This is a genomic window from Hymenobacter jeollabukensis (assembly GCF_005771675.1).
Taxonomy (GTDB): Bacteria; Bacteroidota; Bacteroidia; order Cytophagales; family Hymenobacteraceae; genus Solirubrum; species Solirubrum jeollabukense.
Window position 1 is genome coordinate 655,167 of the sequence record NZ_VAJM01000001.1, and the last position, 18,906, is coordinate 674,072.

Consider the following 18,906-nt stretch of genomic DNA (forward strand, 5'->3'; position numbering starts at 1 on the left):
CCTGACGGCTCCTCGGTGGAACATTCTCCCCTGATTTATTATAAAGTGTTCCACTAGCTGGAACACTCCTTTCAGTTTTTATATAAAGTGTTCCAGCTAGTGGAACACTTGGAGCTGTTTTTCTGAAGAGTGTTCCAGTTGCTGGTTCGTCGGTGTTTGCCCAGTGCTAGTCGATTGGGTAATGGCTGCTGCGGTAGGCACGACGTATGTTTAGGGGCAGGAGCGCACCTTTTCCGGCTTGCCCCCACCTTTGCCCTGCCTGCCCTGCGCCGGATGCCCAGCTATGAAACTCAAGAAGAACATTGCCACCAGCGAAACCGGGTTCATCTTCAACCCCGCTACAGGCGACTCGTTTACGGCCAACGCGCTGGCCACCGAAATCCTGCAGCTGCTCAAGCAGGACCGCAGCCCGGCCGACATCAAAACCCTGCTGCTCAACCGCTACGACGTGGAGCCCAACCAGCTCGAAAAAGACTGGGACGACCTCGTGGCCCAGCTGCGCGACCATCAGCTGCTGGACTAGATGAGTGCCACCGCCGACCACCGCCCGCGCTACGTCATCGGCGTGACCGGGCTGAACGCCATCGACAGCCCCGGGCCGGGCGTGGCCGTTATCCGGGCCCTGCGCGAAAGCCCGGACTTCGCGGTGCGCATCATCGGGCTGAGCTACGAGGCGCTGGAGCCGGGCATCTACATGCACGAGCTCGTCGACAAAACCTACCAGCTGCCCTACCCCTCGGCCGGCACGCAGGTGCTGCTGGAGCGCCTCGGCGAGATTCACGAGCGGGAAGGGCTGGACGTCATCATTCCGAATTTCGACGCGGAGCTGCCCAACTTCGTGCGCCTGGCTTCGCGGCTGGCGGCGCTGGGCATCCGAACCTTTCTGCCCACGCTGGAGCAGCTGGAAGCCCGCGACAAGCTGAACCTGCGCGCGTTCGGCGAGGCGCACGGCCTGCTGGTGCCCCGGCAGCGCCTGCTGCACCGCGCCGACGAACTGGCCGCCGCCGCTGACGAACTGGGCTACCCCTTGGTCGTCAAGGGCCGGTTTTACGACGCGGTGGTGGCGCACACGCTGGAGCAAGCGCGCAAGGCCTTTCACCAGATCAGCGCCAAGTGGGGGCTGCCGGTTATTGCCCAGGAGTTTGTGCAGGGCCACGAAATCAACGTGGCGGCCCTGGGCGACGGCACCGGCCGCACCCTGAGCGCGGTGCCCATGCGCAAGCTCTACATCACCGACAAGGGCAAGGCCTGGGCCGGCATCACCCTGGAAGACGAAACCCTGCTGCAGCTGGCGCGCCGCTTCGTGGCGGGCACCCAGTGGCGCGGCGGCTGCGAGCTGGAAATCATGCGCACCGCCGACGGGCGGCCCTACATCCTGGAAATCAACCCGCGCTTCCCGGCCTGGATTTACCTGACGGCGGCGGCGGGCCAGAACCAGCCGGCCGCGCTGGTGCGCCTGGCCCTGGGCCTACCCACGGAGCCCTGGACGCAGTACGCCGTGGGCCGCATGTTTATCCGCTACGCCTGGGACCTGATTACCGACAACCACGAGTTTCACCAGATTTCCGCTTTCGGCGAGTTGTAGCGCGAACTTTCAGTTCGCGTATTCCCGCTGCCATCAGGTCGAAACCGACCCGCTCCTTTATCGTTCTGCGCTACGCGAACTGAAAGTTCGCGCTACATTCCACCCGTATGAAACAACGCTACGAACGGCCGCTCATCAAAAAGCTCAGCGCCGGGCCGCTCAACAAGTTCGGCGCGCGCACCGAGGCCCAGCCGGTGCCCGACATCGACGGGGCGCCGGTGAAGGAGCTGCTGCGCGCGTTTGGCTCGCCGCTGTTCGTGCTCAGCGAAAAGCAGCTGCGGCGCAATTACCAGCTGGCGGTGCGGGCGTTTCGCACGCGCTACCCGCGGGTGCAGTTCGCGTGGTCGTACAAGACCAACTACCTCAACGCGGTGTGCCGGGTGTTTCACCAGGAGGGCGCCTGGGCGGAAGTGGTGTCGGGCTTTGAGTACGAAAAGGCGCTGCTGAACGGGGTGCCGGGCCCGCAGATCATCTTCAACGGACCGGGCAAGTCGCGGGCGGAGCTGCAGCGGGCCTGCGAGCTGGACTCGGTGATTCACCTCGACCACTTCGACGAGCTGTACGAGCTGCTGGACCTGGCCGCCAGCTTGCCGCGCCGGCCGCGAGTGGCCGTGCGCGTCAACCTCGACGCGGGCGTGTACCCGCAGTGGGACCGGTTCGGCTTCAACCTGGAAAACGGGCAGGCCTGGAACGCCATCGGCCGCATCGTGGGCTCGGGGCGGCTGGAGCTGGTGGGGCTGCACTGCCACCTGGGCACCTACCTGCTGACCACCAAGCCCTACGGCGTGGCTGCCCAGAAGCTGGCCGACCTGGCCTGGAGCTGCCGTACCCAGCTGAACACGCCCATTCAGTACCTGGACCTAGGCGGCGGCTTTCCGTCGACCAACACCCTGAAGGGCGCCTACCTGCCCGGCACCGACACCGCGCCGGGCATCGACGAGTTTGCCGAAGTCATTGCCGACACGCTGCAACGGGCCGGCTTCCGCCAGGACGAGCTGCCGCTGCTCATCCTCGAAGCCGGCCGCCTGCTCGTCGACGACGCGGGCTATTTGCTGGGCACGGTGCTGGCCACCAAGCGCCTGGCCGACGGCCGCCGCGCCACCATCCTCGACTTCGGGGTGAACGTGCTCTTCACCAGCTTCTGGTACGACCACAAAATCAGCCCGGCCGGCGACTTTTCGCAGCACACCGAGGACACGGTGCTCTTCGGGCCGCTGTGCATGAACATCGACGTGCTGCGCGACAGCGTGAACCTGCCCCTGCTCAACCGCGGCGACCAGGTGGTGGTGCATAAAGTGGGCGCCTACAACATGACGCAGTGGATGCAGTTCATCACCCTGCGCCCAGCCGTAGTGCTGCTGGATGAGCAGGGCCGCCCCCACCGCATCCGCCAGGCCGAAACGCTGGACTATCTGCAGCAGTTGGAGGAAGTACCGGCGCACCTGGGGCCTCACCCCCCGGCCCCCTCTCCAAAAGAGAGGGGGAGCCAGCCATCAGCAACGACGACGCCCGGCTGATTTCGTTCTGACGCCGCGGGGCCGCTCCGCTCGCGCTGCGCGGCCCCGCCCGTTCTACCTTTGTTTTTCCACCATTCATCCTTCGCGCCGCCTCGGCTCCCCCTCTCCCCTTGGAGAGGGGGCCGGGGGGTGAGGCCCCTCAAATGCTCCCAGCCAATACGACCCTGCGCACCCTCGCTTTGGCCGTATTGCGCAGCTACAGCCTGATTTTCTTTTCCCAGCACCGGGGCTTCGCGGCCTTGCTGCTGCTGCTCTCGTTTGCCAACCCCGGCGCGGGGGTGGCGGGACTGGCGGCCACGGTGCTGGCGGTGGGCGCGGGCTGGCTGATGGGCTTCAACCGGGAGGTGCTGGCCACCGGTGGCTACGGCTTCAACGCCCTGCTGGTGGGGCTGGCCCTGGGCACGTTCTACGAGCCGGGCTGGGCCTACGGGCTGGTGCTGCTGGTGGGCGCGCTGTTTGCGCTGCTGCTGACGGTGGCCCTGGGCGGCTGGCTGGGCCCGCGCGGGCTGCCGCCGCTGTCGTTGCCGTTTCTGGGCGTCATCTGGCTGCTCACGCCGGCGGCCGAGCAGTTTCACGCCCTGGCCCTGAACGAGCGGGGCATCTACTGGCTCAACGAAATGTACGCCGTGGGCGGGGCGCCGCTGCTGCACGTCATTCACTGGCTCAACGGCTGGCACCTGCCGCTGATGCCCGACACCTACCTGCGGGCCCTGAGCTCCGTCTTTTTCCAGGACAGTCCGTTGGTGGGCCTGCTGATGGCCGCCGGGCTGCTCTGGCACTCCCGCATTGCGTTTTCGCTGTCGATAGTGGCCTTTCTGGGCGCTTACGCCTTCGGCATGGCTACCGGGGCCTACGCGGAGGGCATCAACCACTACAACCTGGGCGCCAACTACATCATGGCGGCCGTGGCGGTGGGCGGGGTATTCGTCGTGCCTTCGGCGGCTTCGTACTTGTGGGCGCTGCTGAGCGTGCCCATCACGGCGGTGCTGGTGGCGGGGCTGACCACCCTGCTGGCGCGCCTGGGGCTGCCGGCCTTCGCGCTGCCCTTCTGCCTGACCTCGCAGCTGTTCCTGTACGTGCTGCTGCTGCGCCAGCGCGCCGACTGGCTGCCGCTCACGCCCATTCAGCGCTACTCGCCCGAGCGCAACCTCTACGCCTACACCAACGACCGGGAGCGGCTGCAAAGTCAGCTCTACGTGCACCTGAGCCTGCCCTTCCTGGGCGAGTGGCAGGTGACGCAGGGCTACGCGGGCCAGCCCACCCACCAGGGCGAATGGGCCCAGGCCCTGGACTTCATGATCCGCGACGCGGACGGGCGCACCTACCGCGGCCCCGGCGCCAACCTGGCCGACTACTACTGCTACAACAAGCCCGTGCTGGCCTGCGCCGACGGGGTGGTGGTTGAAGTCGTGGCGCACCTCGACGACAACCCGGTGGGCCAGGTGAATACCCAGCAGAACTGGGGCAACACCGTGGTGCTGGAGCACCAGCCGGGGCTGTTCAGCAAGGTGTCGCACTTGCGGCCGCACAGCACCACCCTGCAGCCCGGCGACCGGGTGCGCCGCGGCGACCTGCTCGGCACCTGCGGCAATTCGGGCCGCTCGGCCGAGCCGCACCTGCACTTCCAGGTGCAGGCCACGCCCTACATCGGTTCGCGCACCCTGGCCTACCCGCTGGCTTACTACCTGAGCGGCAGCGGCCTCGCGGCGCAGGTGCGCAGCTTCCAGGTGCCGGCCGAGGGCGAAACCGTGCAGAACCTGCCGCTGAGCCCCCTGCTCCGCCAGGCCTTCGACCTGCCGCCCGGCTTCCGCCTCGATGTAGTCAATCCGGACGACGAAGCCGCGCCGGTCCAGCGCTGGGAGGTATTTACCGACGCCTACAATAAAACCTACCTCTACTGCCACCACTCGGGCGCGGTGGCCTACTTTGAGCGCAGCACGGCGGCCTTCAGCTTCACGGCCTACTACGGTTCCGAAACCACCGCGCTCTACTACTTCTACCGCGCCGCCTACCGCGTGCTGCTCAGCTACCAGCCCCAGGCCGAGCTGCTCGACGCCTTCCCGCTGACCCTGGTGCGCAACCCCGCGCTGAAGTGGGCCCAGGACGTGGTGGCCCCGTTCGTGCGCTTTATCCGTCCCAGCTTCGCCCTGCGCTACCACGGCGCCGACGATGCCTACCACCCGCGCCGCCTGCAGCTCAGCAGCCGCGCCACTTTGCGCTATTTTGGCCGGGCACAACTGCTGCAGCAGGCCGATATCGAGCTGGCCGGCGGCGCGCTGGCCGGCTTTAGCGTGCAACTCCCTGATCAGTCCTCGCCTCTTCGCTTCGTATGCCGCCCCGCCGCCTGACCCTGCCCCTGCTCTGGCTCGGCCTGCTGCTGGGACTGAGCCGGCGGCCCGCCGCGGCCCAAACCACGCCGCCCGCCCGCCCCGATAGCCTCGTGGTGGAGCAGCTGCCGGCCGATACCCTGCGCCCCACTAAAACCGATAGTCTGGTTGTCGAGCCGGTGACGCCAGTCGATTCAGTTCGATACGCCCCGCCGCGCATCGGCCCGCGGGATTTGTCGGATTACGCCTACGCCGATAGCCTGACGGCGGCGCTGCTGGCCCGGGGCCGCTGGGCGGCGCTGGACTCGGCCGGCCGCCGCGCCCTGGCCCTGGGTCTCGACTACCCAGTGCTGCGCCAGCGCCTGGGCTACGCCGCCGCCCTGCGCGGCCGGCCGGCGGTGGCCATCGGGCAGTACGAACGCGCCCGGCACGCCAACGCCGCCGACCCGCTCGCGCGCCTGGGCCTGGCCTACGGCTGGCTGGCCCTGAATCAGCGCGAAACTGCCGCCCAGCTGGCGCGGCCCCTGCCTGACTCCTTGCGGCGGGCGCTGCACCTGAGCCCGCGCGCCATGGCCCGGGCCGAAGCCGAGGTGGGCGCGCAGTGGCCCAGCAGCCCCGACCGCAGCGCCGCCAGCTTCGTGCGGTTGGGCGTGGGCAGCCAGTTGGGCGGGGGCTGGACGCTCTGGCAGGCCGCCTCCCACTACGCCCAGCAGGTGCGCGTGGCGGTGCCCGACCCGTACCCCGACCCGCGCCCCGGCCCCTACCCCGAGCCGGTGCGGCCCCGCTGGGTGCCCGTGCGGCAGTTCGACTACCAGGCCCTGCTGACGGTGCCCCTGCCGCTGCACCTGCAGGGCCGCCTGGGCTACCATTTCACGGGCAGCCGCTTCCACGAGACGCGCTACCCCGGCCACCTGGCGTACGCGGCCCTGCGCTACGTGCGCCCCTACTGGCAGCTGCAGGCAGGTCTTTACGCCGGCCGCCTTACCGACACCAGCCGCACCCAGACCGAAGTGCAGCTGACGATATTGCCGCTGGGCAACCTGCGCCTCTACGGCTTCACGCGGGCGGCCTTCGTGCGTTCGGCCGGGCGCACCTACCCGCACGTGCTGGTGGGGGCCGGCGCCCGGCTGGCTTCGCGCCTCTGGGCCGAGGGCTACGCCGGCTGGGGCCGCGTGCCAGTGCTGGCCGATCAGGACGGGGCCTACGTCTACAACCTGCTCGACCCGCTGCGCCGCCGCCTGGGCCTGGGGCTATTGGTGCCGCTGCCCGGCGGCCACTGGCAGGCGCGCCTGTACTACGGCGCCGAAGCCCGCACCCAGATTCAGACGCTTACGTTTTACACCCAACACACGCTGACCCTCGCCGCCACATGGACCTGGTAAAACTCTTCACCGCTACGCTGCTCCTGGCCCTCACCGTGCACCTCGGCGTCCGCGCCCAGGATTTGCAGGCGGCTTTTGCCAGCAGCTACGCCGCCGAGGCCAAGGGCGAGTACGCCGACGCCATTGCGGCCCTGAAAAAGGGCTACGCCGGCACCTACGAGCAGAACCTACGCCTGGGCTGGCTGTATTTCCTGGCCAAGAACTACCCGGTTTCGGAGGCCTACTACCAGAAAGCCGTGGAGCAGCGCCCCTACGCCATCGAGCCGAAACTGGGGCTGGTGAAGCCGCTCAACGCCCTGAACAAGGTGGAGCGCATGCAGGAGCTGTACCAGGCCATCCTGAAAATCGACCCGCAGAATACCCAGGCCAACTACTGGCTGGGCGTCATCTTCCTCAACCGCAAAAGCTACGAGTCGGCCGCCCGCTACTTCGAGAAGGTCGTCAACCTCTACCCCTTCGACTACGACGCCAACCTCTCGCTGGCCTGGGCCTACCTGAACCTGGGCAAGAAAACCGAGGCCCGCGTGCTCTACGGCAAGGCCCTGCTCATCCGCCCCGGCGACGCCACCGCCACCGCCGGCCTGAAACGGGCGCAGTAGGTGGTGAAATAAGGTTTAGGGCTGCCTGGATTGTGAGTTGCAGGTTACGGCCCCGCGCAACAGGGCCGCCCGACCGCGCGTTGTCTTTTCCCGCCCGGCGCGCTACCCCCGCCGCCGGTCACTGTATTTTTCCCTTAGCCTTGCTATGCTGAAGCGCCGCTGTTTGGACTGGTTCCTGTCGGGCGGCCTGCTGGTAGTTAGTCCCGGCGTGTTTGCCCAGGCACCCGAGCTGCTCGTGCGGGTCAACGACCTCTTCAACCGCCGCCTGGAAACCACCTTCCGTTACCAGGAAGCTCTGCTGCCCCCGGGCGTAACGGCCCGTCAACAATCCTTATTGGTGGATAAACGCCCGTACCTGCTGGAGTCGGCGGGGGTACGGACCTCGGCCGAACCCGACTCCAGCCGGTACCAGCGCTGGACGCGGGAAAGCTATTTGCTGCGCGGCGAAACCGGCCACGCGGCGGCCGTGGCCTACGCCCGCTACCAGCTCAGCCGCTACTCGCATCCAAACGACAGTCTGCCGTCGAGCTGGGGCCTCTACCACCGGTACACCAGCGACTTCGGCGGCCTCGACGCGGGCGACGTGCGGTTACAAGGCAACCTCAACCCGCTGGCCCTGCTGAGCCTGCAACCGGCCGCCTACCGGCCGGACCAGACCCTGGTCGTATACAACGCCCAGCAGGGCCTGCAGGGCGACACGCTGGCCTGCTACCAGCTGCGCGCCACGAGCGACGACCCGGCCTGGGCCGGCAACCAAACCTACCTACTAACGCTGCTGGAGCGCCGCAACCCCGGCAACCGGCGCTGGCACGACAACAACGAGGAAACCATTACCTGGACCATTGAGCCGGCCCAACGCCGCGTCACCGCCACGGTGTACGCCCGGCCGCGGCCCGTCTCCACCGATAAAACTGAGCCGTACTCCCGGGAGCGAGAAAGCGCGTCGTACTCCCGCTTTTTGTACTCGCGCTGGACAAGAACATATTCCAACCGCACGGATTTTACGGAAGTCCACGCTGGCATTAGCGCACCATCGGGCCACGCCCGGCCCATGCGCACGACGACCTATTACCGGCGCCAGTTCCGGCAGCTCAGCCCCACGCAGTCGGTTGATACTTACTCGGTGCCGAACCTGGACGACAAAACCACCCAGCTAACCTTCACAGTGGTCGGCACTGCCAAGCTGTAGCTGCCACCGCCCCGCGGTGCTTCTGACCGGGGTCGGCACCGCTGCCACTCCACGGCCGCCCTGTGGCAAGCCCGCCCCACACTCTTGTCCTTACCCAAAACTCAAAAGCCCTTCCGGCCACCTGGCCGGAAGGGCTTTTTCGCTTGGTTGCCTACTTGTTTTAGCTCGTTTTCGTCCGTTTCAGCGGACAAAAAAAGGCCTTTGCAGCACCTGTTAAAGGGCGAAAAAAGTTTTGGGTAAGGACAAGCCCACACCGGGGGCTTTTCGGGCGAATTTGGCGCGAAACCCAAGGGCACTTCCGCCCCAGGCAACCACAGCCGGCCTCAACTCCGAGCTAGCTAGCACCGACCCGGGCCCGTTCGTCGGCATTCGGGGGCGAGTCGTCTATTGCGTTTAGCCGCTTGCGCGCCTTACACTTGTTTTGGAGCCATAACCGCCACCCTTTTGGCAGGGCTGAGTTTTTCCCGTCCCGCGGCCCCGCCGCCCGTGCTGCCTGCTATGACGCTGAGGTTTACCCCGTTTTCCGTTCGTCGCCTGGCGGGCCTGCTCGCCGCCGGCCTCTTCAGCGCCGTAGTGGCCTGCCAGCCCGACAGCCCCACGCCCGATGCCGTGCGCCTAGCCGCCGACAACGGCCTGAGCGCCCTGCCCACGGCCGTCACGGCCCCGCCCGACAACCCCTCGTCGGCGGCCAAGGTGGAGCTGGGGCGGCTCTTGTTCTGGGACCCCGTCCTCTCCGGTCCGCGCGACGTGAGCTGCGCCAGCTGCCACCACCCGGCCTCGGGCTACACCGACGCGCTGGACCTCTCCATTGGCCCGAACGGCCAGGGCCAGGGCAGCAGCCGGCATTTTCGCCAGCCCAACGACCTGCCCTTCGCCCAGCGCAACGCCCCCACCGTGCTCAACGTGGCCTTCAATGGCATCGACGCGGCCGGCCACTGCGACCCGGGGACGGCGGCCATGTTCTGGGACAGCCGCGCCCACTCGCTGGAAGCCCAGACGCTGCTGCCCCTTGCCACCCTGGCCGAAATGCGCGGGCGCCAGTTCCCGGAAGCCGCGGCCGTCGATTCGGTGGTGGCCCGGCTGCGCCGCATTCAGGAGTACCAGCAGCGTTTCGGGGCGGTGTTCGGGGGCGCCGAGCCCGTGACGGCCGCCAACCTCGGCCGTGCCCTGGCCTGCTTCGAGCGCAGCCTGACGGCCACCGACGCGCCCTATGACCGCTACCTGCGCGGCGACCACGCCGCCCTCACCGACGAGCAGGTGCAGGGGCTGACGGCCTTCGTGCAGAGCGGCTGCCCGAAATGCCACGCGGGTCCCATGTTCTCCGACTACCAGACCCACGTGCTCGGCGTGGCCGACAACGCCAAACTCGCCGCCTCCGACGCCGGCCAGAACGGCACCTACGCCTTCCGCACGCCCAGCCTGCGCCAGGTGGCCGCCACCGCGCCCTACATGCACAACGGCACGATGAGCACCCTGGCCGAGGTGGTGCGCTTCTACGACGCTGGCCCGCGCGGCGGCCGCGCCTCTCTGAACCCGAACGTGCCCGCCAGCCGCCTCGACGCGCTGCTGCCCACCCGCGTCACCAACCAGCCGGCCATCGTGGCTTTTCTCGGCGCCCTCAGCGCCAGCAGCTTCGACCGCAGCGTGCCCGCGCGCGTGCCCAGCGGCCTGCCCGTGGGGGGCAACCTCTGATTTCGACCCGCTGCCGGCTGGGCTGGCCGGCGCGGGCGCTGCCTCATCAGCCCGCGTTTCACCTTTTTTCTGTTTTGCTCTATGCGTAACCTCTCGCTTCGTTTTTCCGGCCTGCTGCTGGCCGGCCTTGCGCTGGCCGTCAGCAGCTGCGAAACGCCCGATGTCAGCCCGAAAGGCGGCAAGGGCGGCTGCGGCGGCACCAAGACTGGCACGACCACCACGACTACCGGCACGGGCGGCGCCAGCTAAGCTCCCGGGCAGCGGCCGATCGGGCTATCGGCCGCTGCTTTCCGGGTTTGGTCGGTCAGGCGCCTTAGCAGCGACGCCCAGCCTGCCGCTATTCTGCCTGCCTTACCTCCGCCTAGTCTGCTCTCAGCTCCGGCAAATTTCCTTTTCGTTGACGTTGTGATGGCGCCCTTTTTCTCCTACACTCTTCGCCGCTTGCTGCTGTTGTGCGGCTGCCTGGGGCTGCTGCTGCCGGCTCGCGCCACGCACATTGTGGGCGGCGAAATGGAGCTGACGCACAAGAGCGGCAGCACCTACACGCTCACGCTGAACCTGTACTTCGACGCCGTCAACGGCAACGCCGGCGCCCTCGACCAGCAGATGCTGGCCGGCATTTTCGACAAGGCCACCAACCGGCGCCTGCAGCAAGTCACACTGCCGCTGGTCAGCAATACCTTCGTCAGCTACACCAACCCGGCCTGCGCGGCCGGCTCCTTGAGCACGCGCAAGCTGGTGTACAGCCTCGACGTGACGCTCGACGCGGCCACCTACACCAGTACGGCCGGCTACTACGCGGCCGTGGAGCGCTGCTGCCGCAACCTGGCCATCGGCAACATCGTCAGCCCCGGCGCGGCGGCCCAGACGTTCTACCTGGAGTTTCCGGCGGTGGTGCGCGACGGCCGGCCGTTTATCGATTCCACCCCGCGCATCTTCCCGCCCCTGGGCGACTACGCCTGCCTGGGCGAGCTGTTTTACTACGACTTCGGCGGGCAGGACGCCGACGGCGACTCGCTGGTCTACGACCTGGTGACGCCGCTCAACGGCCACACCACCGCCAGCGCCCCCACGCTGACTACTACCCAAGCCGCCCCGTTCAGCCCCATCACCTGGAGCACCGGCCTGAGCGCCCAGAACCAGATTCCGGGCTCCCCGACGCTCGGCATTGATGCCCACACGGGCCGGCTGACGGTGCGGCCCAGCCGCCTGGGGCTCTTCGTATTCGGGGTGCGCTGCGCGGAGTACCACCGGGGCATTAAAATCGGGGAAACGCGCCGCGACTTTCAACTCATGGTGCTGGCCTGCCCGCAGAATGCGGCCCCCAGCGTGGCGCTGCAGCAGCCAGGCCGCCCCCGGGCCTACCAGCCCGGCCGTGACACCCTGCGCCTGCTGCCCGGCACCGACCACTGCGTGCAGCTCGTCTTCACCGACCCTGACCCCAGTACTCAGCTCACCCTGACGGCGCTGCCCGTCAACTACATCCCGGCCAGCGGCGCGCCCGGCCCGGTTTTCACCACCGCCACCAGCGGCACGGTGCGCGCGGCCGGCGCCCCCGATACGCTGCGCGCCACCCTCTGCTTTCCCGATTGCATGGATTCGCAGGGCCGCGTGTATCTGCTCGACCTCATCGTGGCCGACAACGGCTGCTCCTTGCCCAAGCGCGACACCGTGCGCCTGGCCTTCACCGCCCGCCCGGCCGTCAACCGCGCCCCGCTGCTGACGACCACCTTCCCGCCCGCCCCGCAGGACGCCGCCGATCCGCCCGTGCTCGTGCAGCTCACGCCCGGCCAGACCTACGCGGCCACCCTGCTCGGCACCGACACGGATAACAACGGCCTCACGCTCACCGCCACCGGCCAGGGCTTCGACTTGCCCGCCATGGGCATGCAGTTCAGCGCCCAAAACGGCACCGGCCGCGCCGACGGTACCTTCCAGTGGCAGGCCACCTGCGACGCGGCCGGCAAGCCGGAGCTGACGGTGGTGTTCCAGCTGCAGGAAGCGGCCACCTGTACGCCCCTGCCCCAGCAGCGCACCGTGCGCTTCCGCCTCGTGCCCGCTACTGATTCCGTGGCCTTTCTGCCGCCCAACGTCATCACGCCCAACGGCGACGGCCTGAATGACTCGTTCACCCTGCCCAATCTGCCGCCCGATTTCTGCGACCAGCGCTTCGCCGGGGTGCGCATCTTCTCGCGCTGGGGCAACGAGGTGTACCACTCGGCGACACGCTCGTTCAACTGGCCCGGCGCGGGCGTGGCCGGCACCTACTATTACCTCGTCACCTACACCAACGGCCGCCGCTTCAAGGGCTGGCTGGAAGTGCTGAAGTAGCCGAAACCGCCCGTCGCAGGAGCTAGGACTCCCATGAGTGCTACAAGTAGGTACCACAGCCGCAGCGCGGCGCCATATCGGTAGCAAAACTGCCCGCCAGAACGTGGAGCTGCAAGCGGCATGGTAAAGGAGCCGCTTGGCCGTCACCTGCCGCTCAAACGTCAGCAACCGAAGGTCACCGGAACCAACGGATGCCGCTGCGCTGCAGCTCCAAGCCGTACCCGCCCCGGATTTCTACCAACATGCCGCCGCGCTGCGGCTCTGGCAACGCCCAGCGCTACGCACTGGACTATAATTCTTTACGCACCAACGCCGCTTCCGGACTGTTCCAGAAGCGGCGTTGGTGCTTGTAGCCATCGGTCGAATCAGCTGACCACGTCGGAAGCCGTTTTCGCCACGGCATCCTCGGGGCTGCCCAGGGCGCGGGCTTTGCCGGGCAGGGTCTTGTGCCGCTCCTTGCCCAGGGCGGCCGATGGCTCGGGCACCCAGTGGTGCAGCCCGCCGGCCCGCTCGTCGTTGAAGGTCACCGGAATATCGTTGGCTTCGGTGCGCTCTTTCCAGGTCAGGTGCTGGGTGCCGTCGTCGCGGCGCTCCATGGTGATGCACTCCTCCACCGGGCACACCAACGAGCAGAGGTTGCAGCCCACGCAGTTTTCCTCGATGATGGCGGGCGTGCGGGTGCCTTCCTGCAGGCGGATAGCCTGGTGGGCGCCGTCTTCGCAGGCCGTGTAGCACAGCTGGCAGCCGATGCACTTGTCCTCGTTGATGCTGGCCGTGACCTTGTACTTCAGGTTCAGATCCTCCCAGTGCCGCACGTTCGGCAGGGCCTTGCCCACGAAGTCGTAGATGGTGTTGAAGCCCTTCTCGGTCATGTACTGCTCCAGCCCGGCCGTCATTTCGCGGATGATGCCGAAGCCAAAGTGCATGGCCGCCGTGCACACCTGCACCGAGCTGGCGCCGAGCAGAATGTGCTCCGCCGCGTCGCGCCAGTTCTCGATGCCGCCAATGCCCGAAATGGGCAGGCGCACGTCGGGGTCCTGGGCGCAGTTTTTCACCATGTTCAGGGCAATGGGCTTCACCGCCGGCCCGCAGTAGCCCCCGTTCGAGCCCTGCCCGTCGACGATGGGGTACGGCGCAAACCGGTCCAGATCTACGCCCACGATGCTCTGGATGGTGTTGATGAGCGAAATGGCGTCGGCCCCGCCGGCGCGGGCGGCCCGGGCCGGCTCGGTGATGTCCGAAATGTTGGGCGTGAGCTTGACGATAACCGGAATCCGGGCCACTTCCATCACCCACTCTACGATGGTGCGCAGCACCTCCGGCTCCTGGCCCACGGCCGAGCCCATGCCCCGCTCGCACATACCGTGCGGGCAGCCAAAGTTCAGCTCGATGCCGTCGGAGCCGGCGTTCTGCACGTCGCGCACGATGTCGTGCCACTCCTGCCGGCTCTGTACCATCAGGGAGGCAATGACGGCGTGGTTGGGGAAGCGCTTTTTCACCTCCTCGATTTCGCGCAGGTTGTCGGCCAGCGGGCGGTCCGAAATCAGCTCGATGTTGTTGAAGCCGATGAGGCGTTTGTCGCGGTAGTTCACCCCGCCGTAGCGGCTCGACACGTTGACCACGGGCACGCCCAGGGTCTTCCACACGGCCCCGCCCCAGCCCGCGTCGAAGGCTTTCATCACCTGGTAGCCGGAGTTGGTGGGCGGCGCCGAAGCCAGCCAGAACGGGTTCGGCGACTTGATACCGGCAAAATTTATGGAAAGGTCAGGCATTGGTTGTCAGTTGAAAATGAACGTCATGCTCTATCTGTCGTCCGCCTGTCGAAGCATCTCTACCGCTTCGTCAGATAGAACTCAACGAAGCGGTAGAGATGCTTCGACAGGCGGACGACAGATAGAGCATGACGGCCAGGGAGGTTAGTTGCCGCTCAGAAATGCGTGAATCCCCCGCGCCGTCTGCTTGGCTTCGGCGGCGGCGTTGACCACCTCCGCCCCGCCGTTCAGCGCGTCGCCGGAGGCGAAATACTTGGGGTTGGTGGTCTGCCCGGTGCGCGCATCGGCCACGATACGGCCTTTGCCGTCGAGCTGCAAACCTGGAATAAGGTGCAGAAAGTGCGTCTGCTTGGCCTGCCCGGTGGCTTTGATGACCATGTCGCAGGGCTCTACGAACTCCGAGCCGGGCACCACCTGCACCTGCCCGTCGACGGTGGCGGTGCGGATAAACCGCACGCCCTCCACCTTGCCGTTGCCCACGATTTCCACCGGCGCCACGTTGAACAGGCCCTTCACGCCCACGGCCTTGGCCAGGTCGTACTCGAATTCGTAGGCGCCCATTTCATCCTTGCCGCGGCGGTAGGCCAGCACCACGTCCTGCGCCCCCATCCGGGCCGATTCGGAGGCCGCGTCCATCGCCGTATTGCCCCCGCCGAGCACCACCACCTTGCGGCCCACCTGCACCTGCTCGTGCCCGATGCGCAGCTGCTCGATGAACTCCACCGCGCCCACGCAGTTCTGCCGCTCTTCGCCGGGCAGCAGCAGCGCATTCGTCGCGCCCAGCCCGATGCCGAGGAAGATGGCGTCGTAGGCTTCCTCCAGCGCCGCCAGCTCCTCGCGGCTGCCGATGCGCTGGTTGTAGTGCACGCGGTAGCCGAACTGCATCTGCAGGTAGTCCATTTCGGCCAGCGTCTCGGCGTTGGTGATTTTGTAGGGCGCCACGCCGTACAAGGTCAGCCCCGACGGCTGGGCCCGGGCCTCAAACACGTCCACCTCGTAGCCCAAAGCGCGCAGCTCGCAGGCCGCCGAAATACCCGCCGGCCCGGCCCCGATAACGGCCACCTTGCGCCCGTTCGCGGCGCCCGGCGCGAACAGCTGCTTGCCACTGTCGATAACCTTGCGGGTGGCGTGGCTCTGCAGCCGCCCGATTTCGATGGGCTTCTGCTCGTTGAGGTTGTACACGCAGGCGCCTTCGCAGAGCACCTCCGTGGGGCACACCTTGCCGCAGGCGTTGCCGAAGTAGTTGGCCTCGTAGATGGTTTTGGCCGCGCCGGTGGTATTGCCGGAGTTGATCTGCCGGATAAACTGCGGAATATCGATGCCCGAGGGGCAGGCCTTGATGCAGGGCGCGTCGAAGCAGAACAGGCAGCGGGAGCTTTCGTAGAGCGCCTCGGTGTTGCTCATCAGGGGCTTGATCTGGGCGAAATTCGCCGCAAACTCCTGCTCGGTCGTGGGGGTTGGGTACTCGGCCATGGGGGTATGGCGTTGGTTGCGGAGAGAAGGAAAATATGACCCGGAGCGCCACCGAGCTGTTCGGTTGCGCTCCATAGCCCAGGTAGCCGGGGCTAACTGGTCATGAGGTAAGCAAGAAAGAAACCGAGGAGACCAAGCGCCAGGAGAATGGCTCCGAGAATGAAATTCGCGAAGCCGACGTCCTTTTTCTCCACATCGCCGCTCCGGACGGCCAGCGTCCAACCGCGTTTCGTGAAGAAGAGACCCGCTAGGGCGAGCGGAAGTATACCAAGTAGCGCCAGCGTGAAAAAGAGCGGTACAACTGCTCCCAGCAACCCCAAGCCAAAGGGCAGTGCGTAGCAGAAGGTTGCTCGTCTGTACCACCCTACAATTGCGGAACGGCTTGCACCGGCCGGAGGTGTCGGCTCCATGGCATCAGCGCCGGCCTACAGCTCCACCAGCTTCTCGTACGTCTCGGGGCGCCGGTCGCGGAAGAACTGCCAGGTGGCGCGCACCTCGTCAATCATGTCCAGGTCGAAGTCGGCCACCAGCAGCTCGTCCTTGTATTCGTCGGCTTCGGCAATGATCTGGCCGCGCGGGTCCACGAAGTAGCTCGTGCCGTAGAAGCGGCCCAGGTTCCAGGGCTTCTCCTCCCCCACGCGGTTGATGCAGCCCATGAAGTAGCCGTTGGCGGCCGCGTGGGCGGGCTGCTCCAGCTTCCAGAGGTACTGCGAGAGGCCGGCCACCGTGGCCGAGGGGTTGTACACGATTTCGGCCCCGTTCAGGCCCAGCACCCGGGCGCCGTCGGGGAAGTGCCGGTCGTAACAGATGTACACGCCCACCTTGGCGTACTTGGTCTGGAACACCGGGTAGCCCAGGTTGCCGGGCTTGAAAAAGTACTTTTCCCAGAAGCCCGAGGTGTGCGGAATGTGGTTCTTGCGGTACTTGCCCAGGTAGGTCCCGTCGGCGTCGATGACGGCGGCGGTGTTGTAGAGGAAGCCCGCCTGCTCCTTTTCGTACACCGGCACGATGATGACCATGTTGTACTTCTTGGCGTACTCGGCCATGCGTTCGGTCGTGGGCCCGGGCACCGATTCGGCGGAGGTGTACCAGGCCTTGTCCTGACCGGGGCAGAAATAGGGCGTATTGAAGATTTCCTGCAGACACAGAATCTGCACGCCCTGCCGGCCAGCCTCCTCAATCAAGGGAATGTGCTTCTGTACCATGGCTTCCATGATTTCGGCAATCGTGCCTTCGCCTTCGGTCATGGGCAGGCTCATCTGAATGAGCCCGGATTTAATCATTCGTGGCATTGTGGGGTACGCGGTTATTTGGTTGGGAAAGGGTTTCTGGCGGAAGTCGGGATGAGCCCAAAGGGCGTCAATCCGAGCGAAGTCGAGGAATCTCGCTCGATGGTGATTCTCTCGTTGAACAGAAGTTGCTATCCGGAGTCAGCACGCGAGATGTCTCGACAAGCTCGACATGACGTGCTGGAAAACACCTCCTAGTAAGTTAGTAATTAACTGGCCCGCGCTTAATAAACTGCCCGTAGCCGCGCCCGACTTTCGTCTCGCCCGCGTCCACGGCCACCTGCCCGCGCAGCAGCACCGTCTCGATTTTGCCGGTCAGCTCCCAGCCTTCGTAGCCGGAGTAGTCCACGTTCATGTGGTGGGTTTCGGCCGAAATCGTGTGCTTTTTCTCCGGGTCAATAAGCACTAAGTCCGCGTCGGCACCGATGCTGATGGTGCCTTTGCGCGGAAACATGCCGAATATCTTGGCCGAGTTGGTGCTGCTGACTTCCACGAACTTCTGCAGCGAAATGCGGCCCTTGTTCACGCCCTCCGAAAACAGCAATTCCATGCGGTGCTCGATGGCCGGGTGACCGTTCGGAATCTTGGAAAAGTCGTCGGCGCCCATGCGTTTCTGCTCCCACATGAAGGGGCAGTGGTCGGTGCCCACCACCTGCACCAGCCCCTGGTTGATGCCGGCCCAGAGCGTCTGCTGGTCCTTCGGCTCCCGCAGCGGCGGCGACATCACCCACTTCGCGCCCTCAAAATCGTCGCCGTAGAGCGAGGCGTCGAGCAGCAGGTACTGGATGCAGGTTTCGACGAACACCCGCTGATTCCGCTCCGTGGCGCGGCGCACCTGGTTGAGGGCCCCCTCGCAGGTCAGGTGCACGATGTAGCTGTTGACGCCGGTGTAGTTGGCAATGTCGGCGAAGCGGCCCGAGGCTTCGGCCTCCGTCACTTCGGGCTGCGAGAGGTAGTGGTAGCGCGGCGTGAGCTTGCCCGCGGCCCGGTGCTGGGCAATGAGCGTGTCGATCATGTCGCCGTTGGTGGCGTGGGCCGTCACCAGCCCGCCGTGCCGGCGCACCTCCTGCATCAGCCCCACCATCTGCGCGTCGTCAATCATCAGGGCGCCCTTGTAGGCCATGAAGGTCTTGAACGAGGTAATGCCCTCGGCCACCATATCCTTGATTTCCTCCTTGGTGCTCGGGTTGAAATCCGTCACGGCCATGTGGAACGAGTAGTCGCCCACGGCCGTGCCGGTGGCCCGGCCCTGCCACTCGGTCAGCGCCTCCCGCAAGGAGTGGCCCTGCTTCTGCAGCACGAAGTCGATGGCGGTGGTGGTGCCGCCGTGCAAGGCGGCGCGGGTGCCCGTCTCGTGGGTGTCGGAGCTGAACGTGCCCATAAAGGGCATGTCCAGGTGCACGTGCGGGTCGATGCCGCCCGGCACGATGATTTTGCCGGTAGCGTCGATGGTTTCGTCGGCCTGCACCGGCAGATTCTTCCCGATGGCGGCAATGGTTTCGCCCTCAACCAGGATGTCACACACCGCGTCGGAATCGGCCGTCACGACGCGGCCATTTTTAATCAGCAAAGACGCCATTCAATGGAAAAAAGAAGTACCGCAATCAGTTGGAAAATATAAGCTTTTCCGCGCTGATTTCAATTTACCAAAGCGCATAATTATTACTCAGCAGAAAATAGCTACCCTACCCCGTGCCAAGCGAGGCAACAAACCCTACCGATAATTATTGTGACTGAAAATTCAGGAGCC

General features: G+C 66.1%; 14 protein-coding genes. 10 read left to right on the forward strand and 4 right to left on the reverse strand.

Annotated features, from left to right (window positions below; translation table 11 throughout):
* Positions 1-283: 283 nt before the first annotated feature.
* The 10 genes from FDY95_RS02835 to FDY95_RS02875 all read left to right on the forward strand — a co-directional run bounded on the left by FDY95_RS02835 (position 284) and on the right by FDY95_RS02875 (position 12,622).
* Positions 284-523 carry a PqqD family protein gene (locus tag FDY95_RS02835; RefSeq protein WP_138075193.1) on the forward strand — a complete coding sequence of 80 codons (240 nt, stop codon included), beginning with the start codon at positions 284-286 and terminating at the stop codon, positions 521-523.
* Positions 524-1,585: an ATP-grasp domain-containing protein gene (locus tag FDY95_RS02840; protein WP_138075194.1), complete on the forward strand. Its 1,062-nt coding sequence runs from the start codon at positions 524-526 to the stop codon at positions 1,583-1,585.
* A gap of 107 nt (positions 1,586-1,692) precedes the next feature.
* Positions 1,693-3,102, forward strand: coding sequence for a type III PLP-dependent enzyme domain-containing protein (locus FDY95_RS02845; protein WP_138075195.1), 1,410 nt, complete (start codon positions 1,693-1,695; stop codon positions 3,100-3,102).
* Positions 3,103-3,245: 143 nt separating this feature from the next.
* Positions 3,246-5,450: an urea transporter gene (locus FDY95_RS02850; protein ID WP_138075196.1), complete on the forward strand. Its 2,205-nt coding sequence runs from the start codon at positions 3,246-3,248 to the stop codon at positions 5,448-5,450.
* On the forward strand, positions 5,432-6,811 hold the full coding sequence (locus tag FDY95_RS02855; protein ID WP_138075197.1) for a tetratricopeptide repeat protein: 1,380 nt from the start codon (positions 5,432-5,434) through the stop codon (positions 6,809-6,811). The genes FDY95_RS02850 and FDY95_RS02855 overlap by 19 nt, the downstream gene beginning before the upstream one ends.
* The gene (locus FDY95_RS02860; protein ID WP_138075198.1) at positions 6,799-7,410 is read left to right on the forward strand and encodes a tetratricopeptide repeat protein; all 612 of its coding nucleotides are present in this window, start codon (positions 6,799-6,801) and stop codon (positions 7,408-7,410) included. Before FDY95_RS02855 ends, FDY95_RS02860 begins: the two co-directional genes overlap by 13 nt.
* Before the next feature lie 145 nt (positions 7,411-7,555).
* Positions 7,556-8,599, forward strand: coding sequence for a hypothetical protein (locus FDY95_RS02865; protein WP_138075199.1), 1,044 nt, complete (start codon positions 7,556-7,558; stop codon positions 8,597-8,599).
* Positions 8,600-9,097: 498 nt separating this feature from the next.
* Complete coding sequence (locus tag FDY95_RS02870; RefSeq protein ID WP_138075200.1) at positions 9,098-10,291, forward strand: cytochrome-c peroxidase; 1,194 nt, start codon at positions 9,098-9,100, stop codon at positions 10,289-10,291.
* An 81-nt stretch (positions 10,292-10,372) separates the two neighbouring features.
* Positions 10,373-10,540 carry a hypothetical protein gene (locus FDY95_RS26200; RefSeq protein WP_171025494.1) on the forward strand — a complete coding sequence of 56 codons (168 nt, stop codon included), beginning with the start codon at positions 10,373-10,375 and terminating at the stop codon, positions 10,538-10,540.
* A 192-nt stretch (positions 10,541-10,732) separates the two neighbouring features.
* The gene (locus tag FDY95_RS02875) at positions 10,733-12,622 is read left to right on the forward strand and encodes a gliding motility-associated C-terminal domain-containing protein (RefSeq protein WP_171025495.1); all 1,890 of its coding nucleotides are present in this window, start codon (positions 10,733-10,735) and stop codon (positions 12,620-12,622) included.
* 365 nt (positions 12,623-12,987) lie between these two features.
* Here FDY95_RS02875 and preA read toward each other — a convergent pair whose 3' ends face one another.
* The 4 genes from preA to hydA form a co-directional block, all read right to left on the reverse strand.
* Positions 12,988-14,394: an NAD-dependent dihydropyrimidine dehydrogenase subunit PreA gene (gene preA, locus FDY95_RS02880; RefSeq protein WP_138075202.1), complete on the reverse strand. Its 1,407-nt coding sequence runs from the start codon at positions 14,392-14,394 to the stop codon at positions 12,988-12,990.
* 144 nt (positions 14,395-14,538) lie between these two features.
* The gene (locus tag FDY95_RS02885; protein WP_171025496.1) at positions 14,539-15,867 is read right to left on the reverse strand and encodes an FAD-dependent oxidoreductase; all 1,329 of its coding nucleotides are present in this window, start codon (positions 15,865-15,867) and stop codon (positions 14,539-14,541) included.
* 425 nt (positions 15,868-16,292) lie between these two features.
* Positions 16,293-17,150, reverse strand: a complete 858-nt coding sequence (locus tag FDY95_RS02890) for a nitrilase-related carbon-nitrogen hydrolase (protein WP_246073906.1) — start codon at positions 17,148-17,150, stop codon at positions 16,293-16,295.
* Positions 17,151-17,358: 208 nt separating this feature from the next.
* Positions 17,359-18,735, reverse strand: coding sequence for a dihydropyrimidinase (hydA, locus tag FDY95_RS02895; protein ID WP_138075204.1), 1,377 nt, complete (start codon positions 18,733-18,735; stop codon positions 17,359-17,361).
* Between the last annotated feature and the right edge of the window lie 171 nt (positions 18,736-18,906).